The organism is Halomonas heilongjiangensis (genome assembly GCF_002879645.1).
Taxonomy (GTDB): Bacteria; Pseudomonadota; Gammaproteobacteria; order Pseudomonadales; family Halomonadaceae; genus Halomonas; species Halomonas heilongjiangensis.
In genome coordinates this window covers 28,984-49,508 of record NZ_PNRE01000009.1, presented here as the reverse complement: position 1 = coordinate 49,508, position 20,525 = coordinate 28,984, and the positions used below count along the sequence as shown (strand labels likewise).

Below are 20,525 nucleotides of genomic sequence, written 5' to 3'. Positions count from 1 at the left end.
AGGCAGATACATACATTCACACTACAGCTTAATCAAACTTTTTTCTAATTGCGAATCGTGGTCCTGAGGTGTGTTGATGGATAGCTGCGGTGGTGAAGGCGTTGGGGATGGTCATGGTTTGGAGAACCGGCCTCAGGAGGCCATGGGCCGAGCTGTGCCGGCTCAAGCGCAGGCCACCAGGGATAGTGCCCTGGTTCACAGGCTCGTGGTCTGAGCTTGCACAGCAGCAGAATTTGTCGATCCAGGCCAGCGGCCTCACATCACGCCAGCCAACGGTGAGCGATCATGCTGAATTCACCCACCAAGCTCGGCACAGTGGCTCATCACTTCACGGAAGCCGATGGCGTTCCAGATCAGCAGCCGCTCAACATGTCCGCAGATGGTCATCGATTATTACTCTATGTTGAAACTTCCTGAAATGCCCTGAACCACTTAACCTCGTGATCCAAAACGAGAAGCCGTTTCAGGGCGTTTCAGAGCTTGTCAGTAAGGTTCAGCCTAACTATCCTCCGGGGAATAGTTACCTGAGGGGCAGTTATTCCCGAGGGATAGTTACCGAGTCCCCCGCCGCGTCCCGACCCTCGACCGTTACGTGGTGCGCCTGGACGACTCGCCGCCGTTCGATCGCAGCGTGTACGCCTTTTTCGACACCGCAAGGGCTGATACAGCTAGGAAACGATGGCCGGTTTTGATACCGGCTCCCGATGAAATGATGTGGCGTGACGAGGCACTGCAAGGCTTCGCGTACCGGCACTATGACCCGGGCGAGATAGCGAGAGAGTTAAAGATTCCGACGACGCTCGACGGCCTACGTGCGCTAGGCGCCATCGACGTACTCTAGGAGGTCTGACTATGCGACCCTTCATTACCCTGGCCGTCGCCCTGCTGGTCGCCGGCAGCGCCCACGCCGCGCCGTCGATGGACCCGCACGACATCTGCAACGACTACTATCTGTTCGCCGAAAGAGTCATGCAGGGTCGCCAAGTCGGCTATCCCTTGCCCGACATGCTCTCGCATGTCGAGGGGCAGCAGGGGCAGCCCCACCTGGAGGAGATCATCGTCTGGGCCTACGACGAACCGCGCTATGAGACACGGGAATTCCGTCTGGAGGCGGTGAGCGAGTTCGCCAATGAGGTGATGCGCGACTGCCTGCGAACCAAGCGCGCCGCGTCACGCGCCCAATGACACTGACCGAGGACACCGACATGACGACACACCCCGACATCACCTCCGGCGCTCTGCGTCGTCGCATGCAACGCATGGCCGTGCGCCCAGTGGGAAGGGGGAGTCCCGGTCGTTCTGGCTGCGCGGCGAGCCCCTGGCGGAACGCGAGATTGAGGCGATTGGCCCGCAGACCCTGCCACCCCCCGAGCTGGGATGAGACCCCCGCACTGCACGACGCCGCCTCCGGGCGGCGTCTTTGCGTCCGAATCCTATGTGTCCCTGTAACCGCCCCTCGATAAATCGACGCCGTCTAGCATGCTGATATACAAGGCCTTTTTTCGGCAGCTTAAATGATCGATTATGACTAACTCGCCTCGCATCACAGCACACTCTAAGGCTTGGCAAAGGTTATCAGCACGGATGCTGCCCCCTCCTTCGGGAGAATCGTTCTCCGCCCCTTGCTTGGGCGGTTTCATGATCGCACAACAGGAAAATCACTCCACCTAGTCGTGTACTCAGGGGATTTGAATTTCTGTCGCATGGCCCAAGGTTTTGTTATCCCTTGGGCGGCAAGAAAAACGGTTCCCCTTCCCTTTCTTTTGTTGATTTCGTCTACCATCACCATGAGTTTATCGGTCTTCTCAGACTGACCTGGCTGAAGGAGGTCGAACTGATGGTGTTTTTTGTCGAATAACTCAATGAGCCCCACGCCAGCTTTGATATAGGCATGCCCGGAGCTGTAGAGCCTTGCTGCCACAGCTCGTGCAAGGCTGACGATCTCTCGTGTGTCGTCGGTCGGGAATGGCAGTTGGGCTATGGTGCTGGCGGAGTGAAAATTAGGCTCGAAGGGGGACGTATGCATGAAAACGTGCATGGTGAGTGCTAGGTGGTGCTGCCTCCTTAGCTTCTCAGTGGCACGCGTGGCGTAGAGGGACACAGCCTCCAGGACGGGCAGCACCGTGGTTGCCCGGCTACCGAACGATCTTGTGCAGTAGATCTGCTTTTTCGCAGGCGGCACCTCCTCTAGAGCAAGGCAAGGTCTCCCGTTTAGCTCCTCAATGGTGCGCTCCAGGTTGATACTGCTCGCACGCCTGACGACCTTGGGGTTGGCGGTGGCCAGATCCCATGCTGTGTAGATCCGTAGGTCTTCAAGGCGCCTAGCTAGCCGCTTGGCGACACCCCACACACCAGTCACAGGGGTTCGCTTCAGAAGCCACTCCCATTTGTGACGCTCATCGAGGACGCAGACGCCTTCGCACTGGGGGATTTTTTTGGCGGCCTTGTTGGCCAATTTGGCCAATGTTTTGCTTGGGGCGATGCCAACACCGACCGGCATTCTCACATGCTCCCATAGGCGGATCTTGATCTCACGCCCCAGAGTCTTGAGGTCATCCTGCATTCCGGCGAGATCGAGGAACATCTCATCGATGCTGTATACCTCGATCCGTGGACTGAAGGTTTGCAACGTCACCATTACCCGATCAGAGATGTCGCCATAAAGCGGGTAGTTGGATGAGAATATGGCGACATTGTGTCTACGCAGCATATGCTCGATTTTGAAGAAAGGCTCCAGGTCCGGGATGCCGATGGCCTTGGCCTCCTTTGATCTTGCTACGATAAAGCCATCGTTGTTCGACAAAACCACTACAGGCTTTCCTCGCAGATCGGGGCGGAAGATCTGATGGCACGATGCGTAGAAGCTGTTGCAATCAACGAGGGCGATCACGGAAGAGTCTCACAGAGCTGATGACCGTCCCTTCGATCTCGAAGCTGGCCCCCTCAGGAATAGGGATCGGAGGGAAGTCCTCATGGGCGGCGAGCAGGCGCCGGTGGTGTATGTCGAGTATTTTACAAGTCATTTCGCCATCGAGGCTGGCCAGAACGACATCGCCGTGACGGGCCTTCTCTGCTCGGTCTACGATGAGTAAGTCACCATCAAAAATCCCGATCCCTTGCATCGACTCACCCTCGGTCCAGCAATAGAAGGTTGCCGCAGGATGCTTGATAAGGTATTCATTTAGATCTATTTTTCGATCCATGTAGTCCTCTGCCGGACTTGGAAAGCCGGCTCGGATACGGGTCAGCAAGCAAGGCGCAGCAAAGGCTGTCTCGGCCTTGCGGCGCGAAACCAAGGTGACGGACATCCTGACAAACCTGGATAGATATACAGGTATAAAGTATGTGCACGAACTACGCGCTCGTCAAGACGTCTGGTGCCGTCCGCCTGGCGGAACGTCTATCCGTAGCTCCTGATGACTTCATCTACAGCCGAAATTTCAAGCCTGGCAGCACGATAAGCGTCGTGACGGGTGCCGAGGGTGGCCACGTCGCGCGTCCGGCTATCTGGTGGCTGTACTTGCGTCAGACCGATCAGGGCTTGAAGCCGCATCGGGACTACTTCTCGGTGAACACCCGCTACGACAAGCTACCCAAGAAGCCTGAGTATCGGCATCGGCGTTGCATCGTCCCTGCAACGGCGTTCGTCGAGAGCCAGGATGGCAAGCATCCTCATCTGCTGGAGCCTGCTGACGGCAGTGCCATTGCCTTTGGCGGCCTGTACAAGAAGTGGACCGAACAGGTGACGGGAGAAATCGTCTATTCCGCTTCGATCATTACCTTGCCAGGGATCAAGGCCTTGGAGGGCATCCACCGGAAGTCAGTGCCGATGTGGTTGCCTGAAGATGCCTATGAAGCATGGTTGTCGCCTGACGTGACCGACACGGCTGAGCTGGACTACCTTCTGGATCCTGCTCTGCGATCTGATTTGAAGGCCACACCGATAGAACGCGCGGGGACGAAAAACCCCATCGGAGATGCATTCTTCATATGCGCATAATATGGCACTGTACAAGCGGAAGATCAGCAGAAACAACGGAATTGCCTCAAGAAGAGGCACCGCGTAGCTGTTGCTGTCATGTGCATTGGAGGGTTAGCCGCTCGACTGATGATTCAAAACGATAGGATTCCAAGCTAGGCATGTTCTTGTAAGATATATTCAACCCCCATTCAGGCTTGCTCTTCAGACCTTCATAGTTGCGTTCAACAAACATAGAGTTGGGAGACATCCATACGGTCGATGGGATCAAGAACAATTGAGGTGATTTTCCTTCACAGAGCAGACCGAGCGCAAGGTGAAGATGCTCATTCAGTGAAAATTTTCTCTTTTGCATGAACACGTAGCCCATTGACCTGAGGGACTTCACCTGCACTTCAATGAATGGGCCGTTGTCTAGCCTTGCTACAAAGTCAATGCCCCTATCGTCAACTTCTGTCGAGTAAACTTGAAACCCAAACATGGTGAGTTCCATCTTGACAAAGTATTCAGTGTAAGCCCCTACCTGCTGTTTATTGAGGCGGCTCCATTGGTACCGTTGCATGCGCTATCTCGGTTTGTGTATAACGCTTTGCTCAGCTGAGCAGCAGTTGCAGTGGATTTTTGTACAGAGTGAGCGCAGCGAATACATAAAAAGGAGCGAAAACCGCTTCGTAAACTGGAACAACTTGTTATAACATTTTGTAGTAGCCATTGTGCGAAAGCTGCAATGTGCGTAAAAGTGGATATTGTTCAGGAATTGCATTTTTGGCAACAATGCCGCACTCCACAACTTTTTGACGTATGTCTGCCATTAATTCGTCAATGGAAACTATTTTACCTCCTGCAAGTTCATCTCTTCCTTTAGGATGTGTGATGAGCACAGCCATTTGTTCGATTTCCATACTGGACTCAAGCCACGTAAATATTTCAGTGAATATATACTTTCTTGCGGCTTTGAACTTTTTGATAAATCTTTCTTCTCGTGTGAACCAAGAATCAGAATCAATTGACGGCTCTATATGAACTAGGTGGTCGGCATGGGGATCAAATGCAATCACATCCAATTCCATCTCCCAGCCCCCGTGACTGAGCTTGCCTACTTTGATATTTTGTTTTACCAAGTAGCCTTTCCAGTCATAGTATTCAGCTATAAGATTTTCTAGATGTGACATGACTTCCTCGAATTATAATAGTGATTAGGTAGCGCGCATGTCTTCTCAGATGAACACTCTTGCTCTTTCAAGTCAGTAAACTCGCCTTCCCGATCACCACTAACACCCTATCTCTCATCATTATTAACTATTCCTCGGAAGCCTATCCCAAATGAACGCACAGGTAAAAATTTTGCACCAAGTCCGCATCACGCCCGGTGGTTGTTAGTCAAGAGCTTTACGGCATCCCGGGCACCAGCCACGCTACCGCCAGAGGAATAGTGGCGCTCAATGTCGCCTTCCCTGGCAATTTCTGCATGATACGTTGCCAAACGGCGACGCCGAGGCATTACGCAGATACATGCTTTTACACTATAACCTAGCCAATCTTTCTTCTATCTGCGTGGGGATTTTTGGGTAATTGTGACGAATAGATGATGAGGCAGGTACCAGAGGCTGTGGCAGAAGCATGGGTCCACGAGGCAAGAAGAGGCCCCTATCCTCTGGACCATCCCGGAGGCGATCTACGCTTTGACCGGGTTGTCACCAAGCGTCAAGCCGACCGGGGCGGTGGTGAAACAAAGTACATCTCCTCTACCGCCTGTCCTCTAGGCCCTGAAGTGGTCTGCTGATGTTGTATTAGTTGAAGTAGCTCTTCAGGTCCCGGTCAAGTGGGCACCGCCCTCGTGCGACCATCAATATACGTTGAACATCAAGGAATTAGGCGTATTTCTCAGCCCTAGCGTCAGCGCATACGGAGACGATGGACTCAGCCATTAAGCGCGGATGGTGCTCACCACCTCCTTCCTCACGTCAGCTTATGTTGCACTGCACAAATATCTTTGCTATTGATGCACTGCATCAGATACGCAGAAGGCAGTGGCAGACAGGCAGGGCCTTCCTCATCCTTAACACCCCCAGGAGGTCAACCATGCAAAATGTCGACATCAAGCAGTTCACTGATCAGCTCGAATCCATGTTCTTCAGCCCAGCCCGCGCCTACGCGGCCCTCTCCGTCGACTATACCGAGAAGCTGGTCTATACCCAGCTCGAGGCCGGTAAGGCCTACACCGACGCCAGCCTGGCGCAGCTGCGCAGCCTGGTGAACGTCCAGGACGCCGAAGGCCTGCGCGCCTATGCCAAAGGCCAGCAGCAGGTCACCAAGTACCTGACCGAGCGCCTGAAGGGCGATCTGGAGAAGGTCGTGGCTCTGCAACAGGACTTCGTCCAGCAGAGCCAAATGCTGACCGAAAGCAACGCCAAGCAGGTCACCGAGGCCGCCGGGAGCAACATCAAGCAGGTCACCGAGACTGCCGAGAGCAACGCCAAGCAGGCTGCCGAGACTGCCGAGGGCAACACCAAGCAGGTCACCGAGGCTGCCGAGGGCAACATCAAGCCGGCTACCGAGACTGCCGAGGGCAACGCCAAGCAGGTTGCCAAAACTACCGGGAGCAACGTCAAGCCGGCTGCCGAGGCTGCCGAGACTGCCGGGAGCAACGTCAAGCCGGCTGCCGAGGCTGCCGAGGGCAACGTCAAGCCGGCTGCCGAGACTGCCGAGGGCAACGCCAAGCCGGTTGCCGAGACTGCCGGGAGCAACACCAAGCAGGCTGCCGAGACTGCCGGGAGCAACGCCAAGCAGGCTGCCGAGACTGCCGAGGGCAACGCCAAGCAGGATACCGAGACTGCCAAGGGCAACATCAAGCCGGCTACCGAGACTGCCGGGAGCAACGCCAAGCAGGCTACCGAGACTGCCGGGAGCAACGCCAAGCAGGCTACCGAGACTGCCGGGAGCAACGCCAAGCAGGCTACCGAGACTGCCGGGAGCAACGCCAAGCCGGCGAAGCCAACTACCAGAAAGACCGGAAAGTAAGCTTTCTGGCCGGCCTTGCGACAGCCATCGCTCTCGCCGACGGGCCGCCGATCAATGATCGGCGGCCCGTCGCGTTGGTGCGCTGATTAGATCCGACTACCACCTTTTGTATCCACCAGGAGCGTCTACCTGACCAGCAAAAGCTACTTGCGCCACACAGCGATACTCTCTTCCTGGTGGAGCCGACGAAGCACTTGTCGTTGTCGCGCGCCTCGAATTCCACTCAGCCGGCATTGCTCTCCAGCAGTGAGAACAGATGTGCCGATCGCTAGAACTCGACTCGCCGTCGATCACAGCATGGTAGGCCTGTGATCTTGCCCAGGAGCATTGGCACAGTCGACCAGGATCTCAGCGGAGCTGACGAAAGCGGCCATGGTCCGGCTTCTTTATGCACGTGCAGCGATCATCGAGGCCCAAACAACCGTCAGCGGTTGCTTTCGGAACACCTCTCAATCCATTTGGTTGATAACTACGTTGACAGATAGGGCCATGCGCTTCTGGATAGAGAGAAGAGTATGAAGTCAATCCCTGGTTGTGGTGTGATTTACCTTTTCGCACACGATGGGCCGCCAGTCTTTCCGGGGACGGCCTATATCACTTCTCAGGTGCAACCACACCATCGTCGGATTGAAATGATAATCATACGTATGCTAGCTCGATACCAATGTTAAGCTCAGCAGCCACTCATTGCTGACGCCACGTAATTCATACTCTTATTTTGAATCACGTATCTTGCGGATTGCCTTCCTTCTGATATGATATAAATCTTATGCTTAGGGTCATACAAAGCACCAAAAAACCATACGCCATACTCAGGGATATCTGAATGTCTATCAAAACCACAATGATCACCGCTACTGCTGCTCTCGCCCTGTCGTTGTCATCTGCGGCCCTGGCCGACGAGGTCTATAGCGAGACCGCTACCGGAATGGCTGAGGCGGCGATTCAAGCCATTTGTGATGGTGATAAAGAACTCCACATTGCCATGCACAATCGCAAGGAACTAAACCTCAGAGAATACGATGATCAGTTCGACGCGTTTCATCAGGCCTGCCAAGACACAGGGATTGCAAGGATAGATACAAAAGCCTACGACTCTGAGGCATATATGCAGCAACATAAACGCCACCACCCTCTCAGTGCAACCATCACCATGAAGGATGGTGTGCAATACAAATATGTTATGGGGGTTGTTTGGGGAACGTATCGCTCGCGACATGGGTCACCAAGTGTTGAGGCATGGAGAATTAGCGGATTCAGCGCGGAAGCTCCCAAGCTTAGCCAATAAATACAGCGCTAGAAAAAACAAAAAGAGGCTCATCGAGCCTCTTTTTGTTTGACTACTATTATCCTTTTATTTAAATTTTCACGACAAGTTGTATAAGAGGAGTGCGCCATGAGCACTGAGCGATTAATTTGTTGGGGCAAAATGTTTAAAATAAATACGGAAATATTGATAATCATGCAATCATTAAAGTGATTGAGGTTGTTGGAATCCAGTTAATCATAAACTAAAAATATCAGAAGGTACATAAAATTCACCATCACCTTCCACGCCCTGGTGGATTGTTACCTCGTCCCTTGCCAGATGGGTTTCCGGTCTTACTAGGCCAGTTTGGGTTCACGGTAAAATCGTCACAAATATCGTCATCACCATAAACCAAGTGCTGAGGGAAATGAGGATGACCATTTGATGTTCTCACTGAGACATAGCTAACATTTGACAACTTTTTTATTCCGTCAACAACCCCATTTATTCTCTTGTGAATGCTATTGGATACTGCCCCCTCCCTAATGCCCCAGTTTGTAACAACTATCTCGAGGTGAGAACCGCTCAAGAGAACTTCAACATCCGTATTAAATCGTCCGCAAGCAGCTACAACCGGCTTTATAGCCTCGGTGATAATTTCTTGCACTTTGCTTTTCACCCAATGATCATGGCTTTCAAAGCATTTTATCTTAGCATCATAGTGTTTTCCTTGCACATCGGCCTCATATATTGAACGCGCAACCATCAAATACTGATTTCGGGGAGAAACACCTTGCACAACAACACTAATGTCAAGGTAGCCATTATCAGCAATCTCTTTAACCTGCGCACCCGGTACTTTCGACTCAATGATGCGCTTTATTTTCTCAAGTATTACATCATTCCCAATACTCATAGCTCAGCCTCCCCTAGTTTTGGCTTTTCCGAAATTGCAGCACTGCGACAGCGATCTTTTCAAGCAAGGTATACTATGGCCATGAAACTTCTGGTCAGTCTGTCATAGTGCGCGCCGATCCACCAAAGTGTATCGCTGATCAATCCTGCCTAAGGAACCGCTGCTCAATTCGTCTCTGAGCGGCTGAAGCGTTCAGCGCGGCACACTCAACGCGTCAGCGGGTTCTGGGCACCGTCCCGCCAGCACCAGATTGCCGAGGGCGAACTGGGTGAACAGCTGCGCCTAGTTCTTGGCCAGCCCTTTGTAGCGAACCTTCCGGTAGCCGAAGGGGGTCTTGATGACATGAAACGGGTGCCCACCCAGTCCAGCTAATTCATGATGGTTCAACTCAGACACTGACGAATCTGGAAAGTCCTTTTGATGGAAGGACAAATCGTTATATATTCGAGTCCATCAGTAGCCTGGATACTTCTCCCACACTCGGTCGTTGTCCGTCCCTCCGTACTCACCGATATCCCAGCGCTGGAAGCTCGCCAGATCCTTAGCTAGCTCGGTTATCACCTCACGCAGCTCAAGGGGCTCCAGCCATTCATCGGGAATGGCCTTCGCACCGTGGAGAACGCCCAACAGATTGCCGGTGATCGCACCGGTGGAATCCGAATCGCCATCGTGATTGACGGCCAACATCACACCATGGCGAAAATCCTTGGCCACCAGCGCACAATAGATCGAGATCGCCAGCGCTTCCTCGGCCACCCAGCCCTGACCCAGCTGCGCGATGGCTGCATGGTGCGGGGTATCGGTGGCCGCCAGCTTTTCGGCCAGCTCGATGGCCCGGTGGGTGTCGTCCCTATCGTCGCGCGCCTCGAGGCATTCCTTGGCGACCTCCAGGGCCTGTCGAATTGTTTGCCCTGCGGCCATCAGGTTGATCATCAGCGCCAGGACGCCCGCCGGAAGCTGACCGGTGGGATGCCCATGGGTGATCGCGGCGGCATCACATCCAAGTTCAAAGACCTCCTGGTGGTGGCCGGCCCGGTGGCCGAACAGGCCGATGGGCGCCACACGCATCACCCCGCCACAGCCCTTGCTGTCGTTCTTGGCAATATCTCCCAGCCCCTTCACGGACCGCAGCGCACTCAGGCAGGTATTGCCGGGCGCACGGCGATCATGCAGCGCCCGCTGCTGGAACAACCAGCCGGAGGATTGTTCGATGCTATCTGCCATGAGCTGTCGCATCTCCGGGGCAGGCTTTTCGCCCTGGGTGAGCAGCCAGCGCATATAGGCATGGCAAATGATGCTGGGATAGTGCGTGATACCCCGTATGGTACTCCGCACCCAGCTGCGCAGCAGGCCTTCGGCGGTGAACAGGGTCATCTGGGTGTCGTCGGTGATCCAACCCAGGCCGCCATAAGACGGGGCATACTCGCTGATCCCCTTCGCCCCGAACCGATCGAGGATCTGCCGGCGGGAGAGGAATTCCACGGGCGCTCCCAACGCATCGCCCACGGCGCCGCCCAACAGGCAGCCGGTAAATCGTTCCTCAATGGTGAGGGTGCCATTCATGACGCGACTCCTTGTTGACCCGCCTACACCGCCTCGCGGGAAGTGATTCATTCGACCCACACGAATTTATCGGCACCCAACTCGGTTTCGCCGTCCCAGCGATAGGCACACAGCTTGCCGTTTCCGCCACCCCCGATGTGGCCGGCAGCAATGCTGTAATCCAGGCAGGCGATGTGGGGGGTCAATGGCTCGGGTGTTCCAGTGAGCCAGTAATGGCCGACGAATAGCGGCTTGTCGGCCTCGTAGCCGGGCAACACATCGTCGGGAATGGGAACATGAGGCATCGCTTCGATGGCCTCGGCGGGCACCATCGCCAAGTCTCGGTAGGTGAACCTCTCCAGCTCCCACCAGCGGGCGCGGACATGACGTCGCACATTGCCGTCCTTGTCAGCGAACTCCGCCCCGCTGGGTAAGGGTATCTCCAACCCCTTGAGCACGGTTTCAAGGGCATCGAAGGCAGCTGTGTCCTCGCGAGCCAGGGACGGCCAGGCATTCGCACGAATGCACTGCCGATCGTCCAGGTAGTCGGACAGGACAGCCAGTGACGGTCGGTGCCAGCACGCATGAATGACGCGTAGGCCTTCGAGGTCGTAATAGAGCGGCAGGGTCTTGAACCAGGCAATATGTGACTGGTGCAGCGCACTGCCCTCCCCCACCTGCTCTAGATAGGCCTGGTGCTGACGATGATTCCTTTCGTTGTGGGCCCGTAGATAGCCGCCTGGATGATCAGGGTCCTCGGTGGCCCAGACCACGGCGTTGAACTCGTGGTTGCCCATGACGGCAAGGGCTTGGCCGGCTTCGACCATGGACCGGGCCATACGGACGGTCTCCACCTGCTCGGGTCCGCGATCGACGAAGTCACCGAGAAAGATCACCTTACGCTCAGGATGAGACCAAACACCACGCTTCTCCTTGTAGCCGAGCTTTTCCAATAGATGTTTGAGGGACGTAGCGTAGCCGTGGATGTCGCCGATGAGATCGTACATATAGACTTCTTGAACGTGGAATTAAGTTTCGATCATAACATGCTCCAGCGAAAACACACCGCACAAACCGCAGCAGCACTCATACACTACCCAAATGGATTCATCGCTTTAATGCGAATGAAAAAAACGACCCTGACTCGTAGTAGTTACTAGTAAGCGCGTACGTTGCCGAAGCTCATTGATGCGCCGGCACTTAAACGTTATTTATTATCGATAACCCTCCAAAAGCACGACGTCACTCGACCATTCCGTAACCATTACGCATTTGTATCTATAGTTGCTCCAAGCACCAAAGCCATTCTGGAGCTTAGCCCTTCCGCTCACTTGTATACGTTTGTAAGGGCTATCCTTATATGGGCCTCCTTGCTTATTAACTCTCTCTACTGAAGTGCTTAACACCTCAGCTTGGTACATTGCTGAAGCTTGTACGTTATCATGGCACCTTGCGGTATATTCCGAATAATCTTGAAGTTCCGCTGACTCGGCACAACCAACTAAGACAAACGCGCTTAACAGGCCTAAAGTTACCGGTTTAAAAAAGAACTTTGTTTTCATATGATACCTGCTATCATAATTTTTAAACTGTGCAATGCTATATCAGATCGCAATCTCCTGAACCTAGCCCCCACATGGAAAATTCGATGGTCTTTTAAAATGCTGTTGGATGGATAGAAAACTCGCCGCTACTTCCGTAACTGATGCGAAATACAGCGGGAGTGGTTCGGTGCACAAGCGCCACAGTTTCCACCAGTCCTCCAATACAGATACCCGCTGACTTAGCAGCAAGCATCTGCTGACCCTCTGGCAAATAAAAGGTAACCTTTTCACCTGGTGCGATGTCTGCAACAGGGCTGCCATTTGCATAAACTCGAGAATTGCATGCCGAAGCAGACAAGCCTTTGTCTCTTTTTATTATTACTTGACCAAGGCCATCTTTATACTCCAGAAAGGTAGAATTAATGATCTTCGTGCTTGAAACTTCACGTGCTGAATCAGTGGGAACCGGGGTAGTGGCACAACCAAGCAAACTGATGAAAAAAGCTGAAACCAGTACATTTTTGGCGTTCATCAACACACCTCCAATCTTTAATTTTATTAATGCAGATAGCTTCAAGATTGAGGCCATAGAACAGAAGCAAATCTATATCCTAAAAAGCCTGATATTCCCAGTACCAAGGAGAACGCAAGCATCCATTACAGCTTAAACTATCTACACGTTGAAAACACCTCAATTCCCCTTAGAAAGCGGTGGGTGAAAGATGAAGACTGCCAGTATTGTCAATTGAAATTCGGTAGCGCACTTCCTCATCTTCCACCAGACTTATTTCGGCTTCCTTCATCCCACTTGAGCAAATACCACGTGTGTTTATCCCAATAAAATGACGGCCCGGAGGGAGAAAGAAGCTAGCGCTTTCGGCGGCTCCGATCTCAGCAGCATGAACACCATTTATAAACGTATTAGTTCTACATCCGGAACCGGTAACTCCTTTATCCCTAGTGATCACAAGTCGTGACGCACCATGGTTAGCATCTTGGAAAGCGACTAGACGGGCTTTGGGCACCGGACTGGCCATTTCTGATGGTAATGGAGAAGTCGCGCAGCCTGCTAACAATACTGCTGCAATAGGCAGAAACTGAATTGCTTTCATTGTTATTACCCCAGTAGTTAAACATAGACGAAGCAGCTCTTCGCTTGACCATGCAGGCCTCATTAAACTCGCCTGAAAGTTCTTCGTCCTACCCATAATACTCCGGCTAACTTCATCGCGCTTTTTCCCATGATGTAGCCAACCACGTGTGACAAAGAATGCTTTGGTGGAATGCTGATGCACATGTGGACATAACCGTGCATCAGTTGGCTTTCCACGATCTGGCACTCCTTCTTCCTTGCTAGCTTATGGAACACTTCCCCAAGGTGCTTGCTTATCCCTTCGAGAATCAATTTCTTTCTCTTTTTTGATATAAAAACAACATGCTACCTGTAATTCCATGTTGTATGGGAAAGACTCTGGCACTCTCTCATTGGGAACATCCCTCCTCTAGGTCGAGACTGGAGATTCCCTTTGACCGCATCACACGGTCAAACCTCGAGAAGTCCTCCGGCAAAACCGGGTAACTACCTTATTTATTTATCGAAAATGCAAGGCCCCGCATGTGCGGGGACCACACAAAATGTCAATCAGGGACCGCCGCAAGGAAACCTTGTATATAGTTCGCTGGGATGCTGATAACTTTCCCTCCAGAGTTCCTTGAATTGTACCTAATATCAAAACCACTGCTGGCTTTCGATTCAATATATCCATGGGGTAGGATCAGAATGGTTTCTTCAAGATGCGTGCATGCTGCTGAAGTGCAACCGAGAACTTTCCGATGAACATCGTAGAGTTCCTTCAGATCACCACCCAGGAAGCTTACACTTTGATAGAAGTCCCACCCGCCTCCTGTGTTCATAAAATCGACTACGAGGATGGTTTCTGAGCTGCCCTCACCCGATCCGATTTTTCGTGCTAGGCGAATGCTCTCAGAGCTTAAAAGATGACTATTAAGGATCTTGGGGCCTACATAGGTCGTACCTTTATCAAAGTCAGAACTCAAAATCTCTACCGCACTAGCCACTGACGAACTGTCTTGCTTTCCGTAATCCGTCGCACATCCCGCCAGGATGATGATAGAGAAGATAAGGATAGATTTTAATTCTTTCATGTCATTCCCCTGCTTGAATCGATGGAGTGTTGTTGGTCTTATATCCCTTGCCAGCATCAGGGTAAAAGCGATTTGATCTAACATCGTGGTCGATAAAGGTCAGTCAGTCCTCAAAAAGGCTGGATGCATGGGTATTTAAGGTAGCCTTGATTCCCTACATGATCCGGATCCATGCGTTTGAGATGGGTTGGCAATCAATGTATAAATATCTGATCTTATGTATTTCTTTGAGCTGGTCCTTTTGATAGCTCTATGGGGTGCGCTGTCGCCCGTTGCCTAAGGCTACAAAGGACCTCGCATCTCCTTTAAGTTTTTGTCTCCTGGCTGGTCATGGCGTCCATGCCTACTCTAGGAGGCGCCGTGTCACGGAGGCCGCGCCGTCGATCCTGGTAGATGTACGTGCTCCATGATGGGGATGAAGTTCCGTGTATCCGAGTCCTGCCCCGGCGAGACACATCACTATTGCCTTTTGTCAGAGGCCTAAGCTCGCTGTATAAAGGTTCAGCACATGGCCTCAAGCTCACGGATCCCCCCACTGACTTTCCCTGCCGCCACGCTACCGCCAGGCGATGTCACGACTGACTCCGCAATTTTGGTCATCTGCGAATGACAACCGTTGCCATATAGGAACGGTATCGATACATTCTGATACATACCATTACAATGGAGCCTAGACAAGAATCCTGAGCTTTGCATAGTCAAATTTAGGGTAACAAGGCAGGAAAAGGTGTGATCAGTGGGGGGCATCACGCGGACCATGTCTATTCCATGCATTTGATTACAAAGGAATTATCCTGTACTGCCTCGTCTGTGAGGGCTAAGGTGTGCATGGGAATGGAAGTAGTAGCGTGAAATAGCCGTGGATTTCTTGGCTATCCAGTCCTACCGGGCTGGAGGATGGCCTCATGGTGCGAGGGTCGCCGTCGTCTGCATTGGGGAGGTTTCACTTCTCCATGTCACAGATCACATGGTTGATCATGACCAGCCACAGATAGCGTATGTCGAGATGTCACCATCAAAAGATAACACCCATAACGCTCATCTCGGAAAGACTATCGTTGGATAGCTATCCCGAGCCAGATGACATCAAGTAATTATAGTATCATTTACACCCTGCATTATTTCAGTGCACAGATTATAGTTTTGATGTAGAGTTTTTGGTGAGAGTATTGGAATGGGAAGAGGTGACGACTTGAGTCAAGTGTACGATCGCAACGAAGCCGTTGATCCTGGCTTACTGGCAGAGCTGAGCCTGCCAAAAGAGGTCTTCACGGACAGCGTCGCGTTCATCAAACAAGTGAGGAAGGGTATCCCCGGCCAGGTGCTGGTCGAAGCCATTGGGGCCTTCGATGGAGATCGAGAGATGTTCGTCAGACTGCTCGAGACTACGCCAGGGAACTTACATCGCTTCTACAAACGCGAAGCTCTGAGCCGCTCTCAGAGCGAAGGGATCCTCGATGCACTTCGTGTCCTTAACTATGCCATCCTCGTATTTGGTGATAGCAAGGTGGCCCATGAGTGGCTGCGGTGCCAAGTGCCAGCGTTGTCGGGGGCCAAGCCAGTCGACCTCCTCGATACTTTTTGTGGTCGTGACTGGATTCGTGATGTGTTGGGGAAGATTGAATACGGCGAGTTCTCGTGAGAAGCGTGAACTCCTCCTTTGTCCCTTACTGAGTAGCTCGCCACGTGATGACCACCCTTCTCCCAGCTTGTCCATCAATGGACATCGAATGGGTTGAGTGCATAAAGAGGGGTAAAGCCTTGTGGGAATGCAAGGACAAAGACCACCAGATCCGAAACGACCAGGAACGGAATGACTGAATTGGTCTCAGCTGAGCAACCAAGCAATGATCGAGCAATTATAACTGGAGATGGCAAGGATCGTTGCCAACGTGCGACTCAGGGACGTGTTTCTGGAGGCCGCTAGCCATCGGTACAGGAATAGTCGTGGTCGTTGCTACCGTCACAGCTTTTGTCGGTCGCCTTTTTAAATCTGGGGTCACCTACTGTCTGAGGTGTGATGGTATCTACCTGACAGTCGGCCGCTGACAGAAAAGCCACGTCCTCGCACATGGCCTGCTTATGCATCTTGCTTTCGAGAGTTTAATATCCCAAAAAATAAATACTGCTGCGACGCTATTACCATGCAATCATTATACACGCTATAAAACCATTGAAAAATTCAATTCATAAATTTCTTTGACATTACTATTGAGCACTGAAAAACTTAATCGGAGAGAGTTGAAGATATTTATACAACATACCTATCAAAAGACATAAACTCACAATACTCAAATAGGCAGAGATATGAGAGAAATTACCATTAGAAAATATGAGGCAATAACATTCAAAGGAGAGACACTTGATTACAATTTTATTAGATGTTGCGTTGAACATGATTCAATGGGTCTGTTCTATTGCGGCAGCCTGATATCATTTGATGTAATGTCCGCAGATATAGGAGATACCCTAGACATCGGAGGAGTAAGACTTATATTTAACAAGGAACACAACAACTTCTTCGTCATTGATACATTCGATAGTTTCGACACGTCATCCCACGAACTTCTGCATCAAATATATGACGAAATTAGCATGACGCAAGTGTTGTTGCCGGAAATGAAAATTTTCTATAACTCAGAACAGAGCTAGCTGCCGGGCCCATGCGATTAATTACCTGCTTGTGAAACAACTCTGGTCGAAGAGTTCCTTCCGGATGAGCCTGTAACTGAAAACAAAATTTCTATCTGAGCACCTGAGCAGACGCATCATCCATACCAAACTCAAAGAATGTGATAACCTTATCTTCACATGAATAGCCAACACAATAATAAGACGTCTTCTTGCCTACGATAATAAAGAGGCAGAAAGGGCTGTGCCCATCCCGAATGACCTTCATCCACCCCTTTAGATCGGTTGATGAAGGCTTGGGGTGATCCTCTGGATGAGTATGCCACTCACCTAGATACCCTACCTCATGATTTGAATGCTCCCAGAGGTATACAGCCGCTTCGTGATGAGTACGATCTTTCCTAACAAAAAGGTGTCGCGATTTTCGGTCTCCAGAAGCAGGAAACGTTACGTTGGACACATCCAAGAAGGGATCCCGAATTCTCCCGAGAATCATACCGCCTGACTCAGGATCTGAAGTCGTAACCTGCTGGTATCTACGCAAGGCGACTAACAATGCACCTGGGATGAGGACGGCCTCTACTGCGCACTCATCCTGAGGAAGGAGTATCACGTCTTGCTGCACGCTAGACACCCCTCCTGTTTCTCTAGGTCACGATTGGAGAAAGCCTCATATACCCTACCTGATCGATGTCCTCCCCGGAAGCGTGGTGATGGCTGCCCTTGGTACCAATCTACAGCTGCCTCACAGGCTAGGGCTGCTGCCTGCATGGCTGCTGTGGCCGCATAGGGCACAATCGTTTTGCAGCCGACATGTCGATAGTTCACCGGCTCATTGCTGTGCGGGAACCTGAGTGCGCGATCTCCATCCTTTCCATGGATGTATAGACACTCCCAGCATGCATGATCATCGAGGCTGTCGACCAGCAACGTGCGCCATGCTGTGCCCTCTCCTTCGAGCCAGGCATAGAGGATAGGAGTATTGCCCCCCTTCATGAGGTGGGACAGATGTTCTCGGTTAAGCCAACGGGAAAATGCTTCCTGCCCAGTGGCGTCAATAATCATGTCATACTCAAAATTGAGATTCTGTTGTGCATCACCAACGATACCATTGATACCTGTATATGGCATTTCTCTTTCGATTTTTTCTTGAAGCGCTTCCGATTTATAGCGATTAAGATCATCAACTCCTAGCACATGGCGAGTCAGATTCCCTATCTCCAAATAATCTTCATCAATAATTGTGATACATCCCTCTTCCAACCCGGCCCCGACCATGGCTAAGGATTCTACCAAGAAACCACCTATTGACCCAGCACCAATAACAAGAATATTTTTACCTTGGAAGGAGGGGCTCCCGTTTCTTGCATATACAGCGTCCACACTTGCGTCCTCAACATTACATCTTATCATAGGGAGCTTAACCAAAGGATTACCATCAACGTAAAGCCTGAAACCACCTAGAGCATGTAGTGAGCCAACGGTCAACTTTTTCGATTCAATGAACTCCATATCCAACTTAAAAATCGCAGCCAAAGAATGATTTTGGGTCTTAAATATCACAGTGGGATAAGCCCGCTCCCAAAATATTGAAAGAGACAAAAGTCTAACTAAACTCAGCAGGCTTTTTGGGCTATTTATCCTCACCCACTCTAAAAACTCTTTTAAGTTTTCAGGAAGCGGGAGCTTTATATCCTTAGGCCAATTCTCTTCACTAGTAATAACAAACGCACCACTAAATGCCGTGAAGCATTCATTCCCATTTGAAAAATACTCATATAAATGATTGTGTTCCTTTCGATTTGGTGAAACTAGCCACACTCCACGCTCTTTCACATTATCAATGTGGAGATGGTAATGAGATTTGACAAGCCCATCAACGGCATAGATTCGACTACGATCATTAGACCAATACGCATTAAACTCGTCACGATAATCAGTCAACAAAGTAGGATCGCACGCATCAAACCGTGATATTAGCCTGGACGCAGTCTCAAGGCAAAGCTCAATTGCACTTTCAGGAGCGAATGCATTTAACACGACCTCTCCTGGTGCGATATAGCATAAACTCCGATCCCAATTAATATGAGCACTTACAGTATTGTAGTACCTCTCGCCCTCTTTCAGATAAATGACTGGATACTTCGATAAAGACCAATCATATATCCATATGAGTACCATGATGGGGTCAATACCTGCCCGATCAAGAACACCCCTGAAGACCCGGCCCCCTTCGGAGCCGGATTTGAGATCAGCAGTAAAGCCACAGCGCAGCAAATATCTTTCTATTGCTATCTGTACTTCCATGTGACATCTATCCTGACGTGACTTCGTGATTCTGGGGCTGAGGGCGTACTCGTGACGGTGTACTAATTATCTCTGGAGCGTCAGGCAGCCAGACAATCAATGACACTTCATCAGGTATGCGATGATCCAGATAGCCTTGGAGCAAGGACAAGTCGCTTGCAGCATTATCGGGTTCTCTATTCATGATAACCCCTTTAAGAGCATGATATAACCCATTCGCCCATTGCTTCACAGCGGCTCTTTCATCAGATGGGATGCGGTTGAGATCCTCTCCCGGATCTATGGAAGGCTCAATTACCGCGCCTTGAAGGCGATCACCTAGCTTCTCCAATACATTCAGTAAGGCGATATCATCTCTATCTGATTGATTTTTCCAATCCCAGGAGGCACATACCATCAGCAGGATGGATGAGGGACCTCCATTTGCAAATCTATGGTCTCTAGCCCCCTTCAAGTACCGGCAGATTCTGCGTAACTGTGCACCATTATCTTGGGAATAACGAGCCTTGAAGTAGTTTGCCACTCTCCTTGGATCAGACAGCTTCCAACCATCATCCCGCGTAGCGAGGGCAATGTGGTTAAGATCGGACCACTCCTGCTCAGAGAATTCCACTGAGGCATCGGCTACATTCAAACTTTTTAGCACAGCACGCTGTTCATATTCCTCCTTGATTTGCTCAAATTCTTTCTTGGGAGCAACATAGAGAGGAACATCAATATGAGCCTTGATGCCGTTATTCAGTTTAAGCCGGACACAGGTAGGCTTGTTGTCAAACGTCCATCCCTCCCGTTTTGCTAATGGCTTTAAGCTCTCTTCCACCATTTTAAAATATATATAAGCCGCTTCAGAAGGAGTGACTTCTTCATCCTCCCAGTTCTCCATTGGGAGATAGACACCGATATCCAGATCCATTTCCTGATGTGGCTGACAAGGAGCATTGCAAGTCTTGTATGCCCACGAACCTTGCGTAAAGAACCTAGGACGCACGCCCTTCCCTGGCCCGAACTTCATTTCCGTCGCAACATGAAGTCCTTCACGCAAAGCCTCACGAACTTTGAATTTCGCTTCCTTAAGCGCCCTTTCGTCTTGCTCGCTTGGATCAAGCTGTTTCAGATAACACTTTGGCTCTGCTTTTTTATGAAATACCTGATTGAGATTTGCCATCTTCA

General features: G+C 51.1%; 20 protein-coding genes and 1 pseudogene. 6 read left to right on the top strand and 15 right to left on the bottom strand.

Translation table 11 applies throughout. The annotated features are described in order from the left end of the window. Positions 1 to 285: 285 nt before the first annotated feature. Positions 286 to 417, top strand: a complete 132-nt coding sequence (locus tag C1H66_RS23350) for a hypothetical protein (RefSeq protein WP_276308811.1) — start codon at positions 286 to 288, stop codon at positions 415 to 417. A 435-nt stretch (positions 418 to 852) separates the two neighbouring features. Next, positions 853 to 1,185: a hypothetical protein gene (locus C1H66_RS01405; protein WP_102626140.1), complete on the top strand. Its 333-nt coding sequence runs from the start codon at positions 853 to 855 to the stop codon at positions 1,183 to 1,185. A gap of 451 nt (positions 1,186 to 1,636) precedes the next feature. Here C1H66_RS01405 and umuC read toward each other — a convergent pair whose 3' ends face one another. Together umuC and C1H66_RS01395 are read right to left on the bottom strand one after the other, a co-directional pair. After that, positions 1,637 to 2,890, bottom strand: coding sequence for a translesion error-prone DNA polymerase V subunit UmuC (gene umuC / locus C1H66_RS01400; protein WP_102626139.1), 1,254 nt, complete (start codon positions 2,888 to 2,890; stop codon positions 1,637 to 1,639). Further along, on the bottom strand, positions 2,874 to 3,308 hold the full coding sequence (locus C1H66_RS01395) for a LexA family protein (RefSeq protein ID WP_102626138.1): 435 nt from the start codon (positions 3,306 to 3,308) through the stop codon (positions 2,874 to 2,876). The genes umuC and C1H66_RS01395 overlap by 17 nt, the downstream gene beginning before the upstream one ends. 35 nt (positions 3,309 to 3,343) lie before the next feature. Here C1H66_RS01395 and C1H66_RS01390 point away from each other — a divergent pair, with 35 nt between their 5' ends. Next, entirely contained in the window at positions 3,344 to 4,000 is a 657-nt protein-coding gene (locus C1H66_RS01390) for an SOS response-associated peptidase (protein WP_102626137.1), read from the top strand. A gap of 76 nt (positions 4,001 to 4,076) precedes the next feature. On the opposite strand, the gene C1H66_RS01385 is transcribed toward C1H66_RS01390, so the two are convergent. Both C1H66_RS01385 and C1H66_RS01380 read right to left on the bottom strand, forming a co-directional pair. After that, positions 4,077 to 4,541 carry a hypothetical protein gene (locus C1H66_RS01385; RefSeq protein WP_102626136.1) on the bottom strand — a complete coding sequence of 155 codons (465 nt, stop codon included), beginning with the start codon at positions 4,539 to 4,541 and terminating at the stop codon, positions 4,077 to 4,079. Between the two features lie 127 nt (positions 4,542 to 4,668). Then, the gene (locus C1H66_RS01380) at positions 4,669 to 5,151 is read right to left on the bottom strand and encodes a hypothetical protein (protein ID WP_102626135.1); all 483 of its coding nucleotides are present in this window, start codon (positions 5,149 to 5,151) and stop codon (positions 4,669 to 4,671) included. Between the two features lie 910 nt (positions 5,152 to 6,061). Between C1H66_RS01380 and C1H66_RS23460 the strand changes: the two genes are divergently transcribed. Together C1H66_RS23460 and C1H66_RS22475 are read left to right on the top strand one after the other, a co-directional pair. Next, a complete protein-coding gene (locus C1H66_RS23460) occupies positions 6,062 to 7,000 on the top strand; it encodes a hypothetical protein (RefSeq protein WP_102626134.1) in 939 nt (312 codons plus the stop codon). Between the two features lie 826 nt (positions 7,001 to 7,826). Then, positions 7,827 to 8,288, top strand: a complete 462-nt coding sequence (locus tag C1H66_RS22475) for a hypothetical protein (protein WP_110286089.1) — start codon at positions 7,827 to 7,829, stop codon at positions 8,286 to 8,288. A gap of 256 nt (positions 8,289 to 8,544) precedes the next feature. On the opposite strand, the gene C1H66_RS22470 is transcribed toward C1H66_RS22475, so the two are convergent. From C1H66_RS22470 to C1H66_RS22455, 8 genes and pseudogenes are all read right to left on the bottom strand, one after another. Beyond that, positions 8,545 to 9,165: a hypothetical protein gene (locus tag C1H66_RS22470; protein WP_146010663.1), complete on the bottom strand. Its 621-nt coding sequence runs from the start codon at positions 9,163 to 9,165 to the stop codon at positions 8,545 to 8,547. Positions 9,166 to 9,357: 192 nt separating this feature from the next. After that, a pseudogene (locus tag C1H66_RS23490) lies at positions 9,358 to 9,519 on the bottom strand (IS5/IS1182 family transposase); the annotation flags it as partial. Positions 9,520 to 9,618: 99 nt separating this feature from the next. After that, positions 9,619 to 10,728 carry an ADP-ribosylglycohydrolase family protein gene (locus C1H66_RS01370; RefSeq protein WP_102626133.1) on the bottom strand — a complete coding sequence of 370 codons (1,110 nt, stop codon included), beginning with the start codon at positions 10,726 to 10,728 and terminating at the stop codon, positions 9,619 to 9,621. A 47-nt stretch (positions 10,729 to 10,775) separates the two neighbouring features. Beyond that, positions 10,776 to 11,714, bottom strand: coding sequence for a metallophosphoesterase (locus C1H66_RS01365; RefSeq protein WP_102626132.1), 939 nt, complete (start codon positions 11,712 to 11,714; stop codon positions 10,776 to 10,778). 649 nt (positions 11,715 to 12,363) lie between these two features. Beyond that, the gene (locus C1H66_RS22465) at positions 12,364 to 12,783 is read right to left on the bottom strand and encodes a hypothetical protein (protein WP_146010662.1); all 420 of its coding nucleotides are present in this window, start codon (positions 12,781 to 12,783) and stop codon (positions 12,364 to 12,366) included. Between the two features lie 169 nt (positions 12,784 to 12,952). Continuing rightward, on the bottom strand, positions 12,953 to 13,363 hold the full coding sequence (locus C1H66_RS22460; RefSeq protein ID WP_146010661.1) for a YajG family lipoprotein: 411 nt from the start codon (positions 13,361 to 13,363) through the stop codon (positions 12,953 to 12,955). A gap of 62 nt (positions 13,364 to 13,425) precedes the next feature. After that, on the bottom strand, positions 13,426 to 13,677 hold the full coding sequence (locus tag C1H66_RS23485) for a transposase (protein ID WP_102626131.1): 252 nt from the start codon (positions 13,675 to 13,677) through the stop codon (positions 13,426 to 13,428). 212 nt (positions 13,678 to 13,889) lie between these two features. Further along, positions 13,890 to 14,417, bottom strand: a complete 528-nt coding sequence (locus C1H66_RS22455) for a hypothetical protein (RefSeq protein WP_146010660.1) — start codon at positions 14,415 to 14,417, stop codon at positions 13,890 to 13,892. 1,201 nt (positions 14,418 to 15,618) lie between these two features. Between C1H66_RS22455 and C1H66_RS01355 the strand changes: the two genes are divergently transcribed. After that, on the top strand, positions 15,619 to 16,059 hold the full coding sequence (locus tag C1H66_RS01355) for an antitoxin Xre/MbcA/ParS toxin-binding domain-containing protein (RefSeq protein WP_240618179.1): 441 nt from the start codon (positions 15,619 to 15,621) through the stop codon (positions 16,057 to 16,059). A gap of 1,101 nt (positions 16,060 to 17,160) precedes the next feature. On the opposite strand, the gene C1H66_RS23480 is transcribed toward C1H66_RS01355, so the two are convergent. The 3 genes from C1H66_RS23480 to C1H66_RS22450 are packed head-to-tail and all read right to left on the bottom strand — an operon-like array spanning position 17,161 to position 20,520. Further along, complete coding sequence (locus C1H66_RS23480) at positions 17,161 to 17,661, bottom strand: Mov34/MPN/PAD-1 family protein (RefSeq protein ID WP_423133060.1); 501 nt, start codon at positions 17,659 to 17,661, stop codon at positions 17,161 to 17,163. After that, a complete protein-coding gene (locus C1H66_RS01345; protein WP_102626128.1) occupies positions 17,658 to 19,355 on the bottom strand; it encodes a HesA/MoeB/ThiF family protein in 1,698 nt (565 codons plus the stop codon). Before C1H66_RS01345 ends, C1H66_RS23480 begins: the two co-directional genes overlap by 4 nt. A 7-nt stretch (positions 19,356 to 19,362) precedes the next feature. Next, the gene (locus tag C1H66_RS22450) at positions 19,363 to 20,520 is read right to left on the bottom strand and encodes a CBASS cGAMP synthase (protein WP_146010659.1); all 1,158 of its coding nucleotides are present in this window, start codon (positions 20,518 to 20,520) and stop codon (positions 19,363 to 19,365) included. Between the last annotated feature and the right edge of the window lie 5 nt (positions 20,521 to 20,525).

Coding starts and splice junctions, on each gene's coding strand:
- C1H66_RS22475 (WP_110286089.1), top strand. CDS start 7,827: ATGTCTATCAAAACCACAATGATCACCGCTACTGCTGCTCTCGCCCTG.
- C1H66_RS01380 (WP_102626135.1), bottom strand. CDS start 5,151: ATGTCACATCTAGAAAATCTTATAGCTGAATACTATGACTGGAAAGGC.
- C1H66_RS22455 (WP_146010660.1), bottom strand. CDS start 14,417: ATGAAAGAATTAAAATCTATCCTTATCTTCTCTATCATCATCCTGGCG.
- C1H66_RS23460 (WP_102626134.1), top strand. CDS start 6,062: ATGCAAAATGTCGACATCAAGCAGTTCACTGATCAGCTCGAATCCATG.
- C1H66_RS01385 (WP_102626136.1), bottom strand. CDS start 4,541: ATGCAACGGTACCAATGGAGCCGCCTCAATAAACAGCAGGTAGGGGCT.
- C1H66_RS01390 (WP_102626137.1), top strand. CDS start 3,344: ATGTGCACGAACTACGCGCTCGTCAAGACGTCTGGTGCCGTCCGCCTG.
- C1H66_RS01365 (WP_102626132.1), bottom strand. CDS start 11,714: ATGTACGATCTCATCGGCGACATCCACGGCTACGCTACGTCCCTCAAA.
- C1H66_RS01370 (WP_102626133.1), bottom strand. CDS start 10,728: ATGAATGGCACCCTCACCATTGAGGAACGATTTACCGGCTGCCTGTTG.
- C1H66_RS22470 (WP_146010663.1), bottom strand. CDS start 9,165: ATGAGTATTGGGAATGATGTAATACTTGAGAAAATAAAGCGCATCATT.
- C1H66_RS23350 (WP_276308811.1), top strand. CDS start 286: ATGCTGAATTCACCCACCAAGCTCGGCACAGTGGCTCATCACTTCACG.
- C1H66_RS22465 (WP_146010662.1), bottom strand. CDS start 12,783: ATGAACGCCAAAAATGTACTGGTTTCAGCTTTTTTCATCAGTTTGCTT.
- C1H66_RS01395 (WP_102626138.1), bottom strand. CDS start 3,308: ATGTCCGTCACCTTGGTTTCGCGCCGCAAGGCCGAGACAGCCTTTGCT.
- C1H66_RS22460 (WP_146010661.1), bottom strand. CDS start 13,363: ATGAAAGCAATTCAGTTTCTGCCTATTGCAGCAGTATTGTTAGCAGGC.
- C1H66_RS22450 (WP_146010659.1), bottom strand. CDS start 20,520: ATGGCAAATCTCAATCAGGTATTTCATAAAAAAGCAGAGCCAAAGTGT.
- C1H66_RS01405 (WP_102626140.1), top strand. CDS start 853: ATGCGACCCTTCATTACCCTGGCCGTCGCCCTGCTGGTCGCCGGCAGC.
- C1H66_RS01345 (WP_102626128.1), bottom strand. CDS start 19,355: ATGGAAGTACAGATAGCAATAGAAAGATATTTGCTGCGCTGTGGCTTT.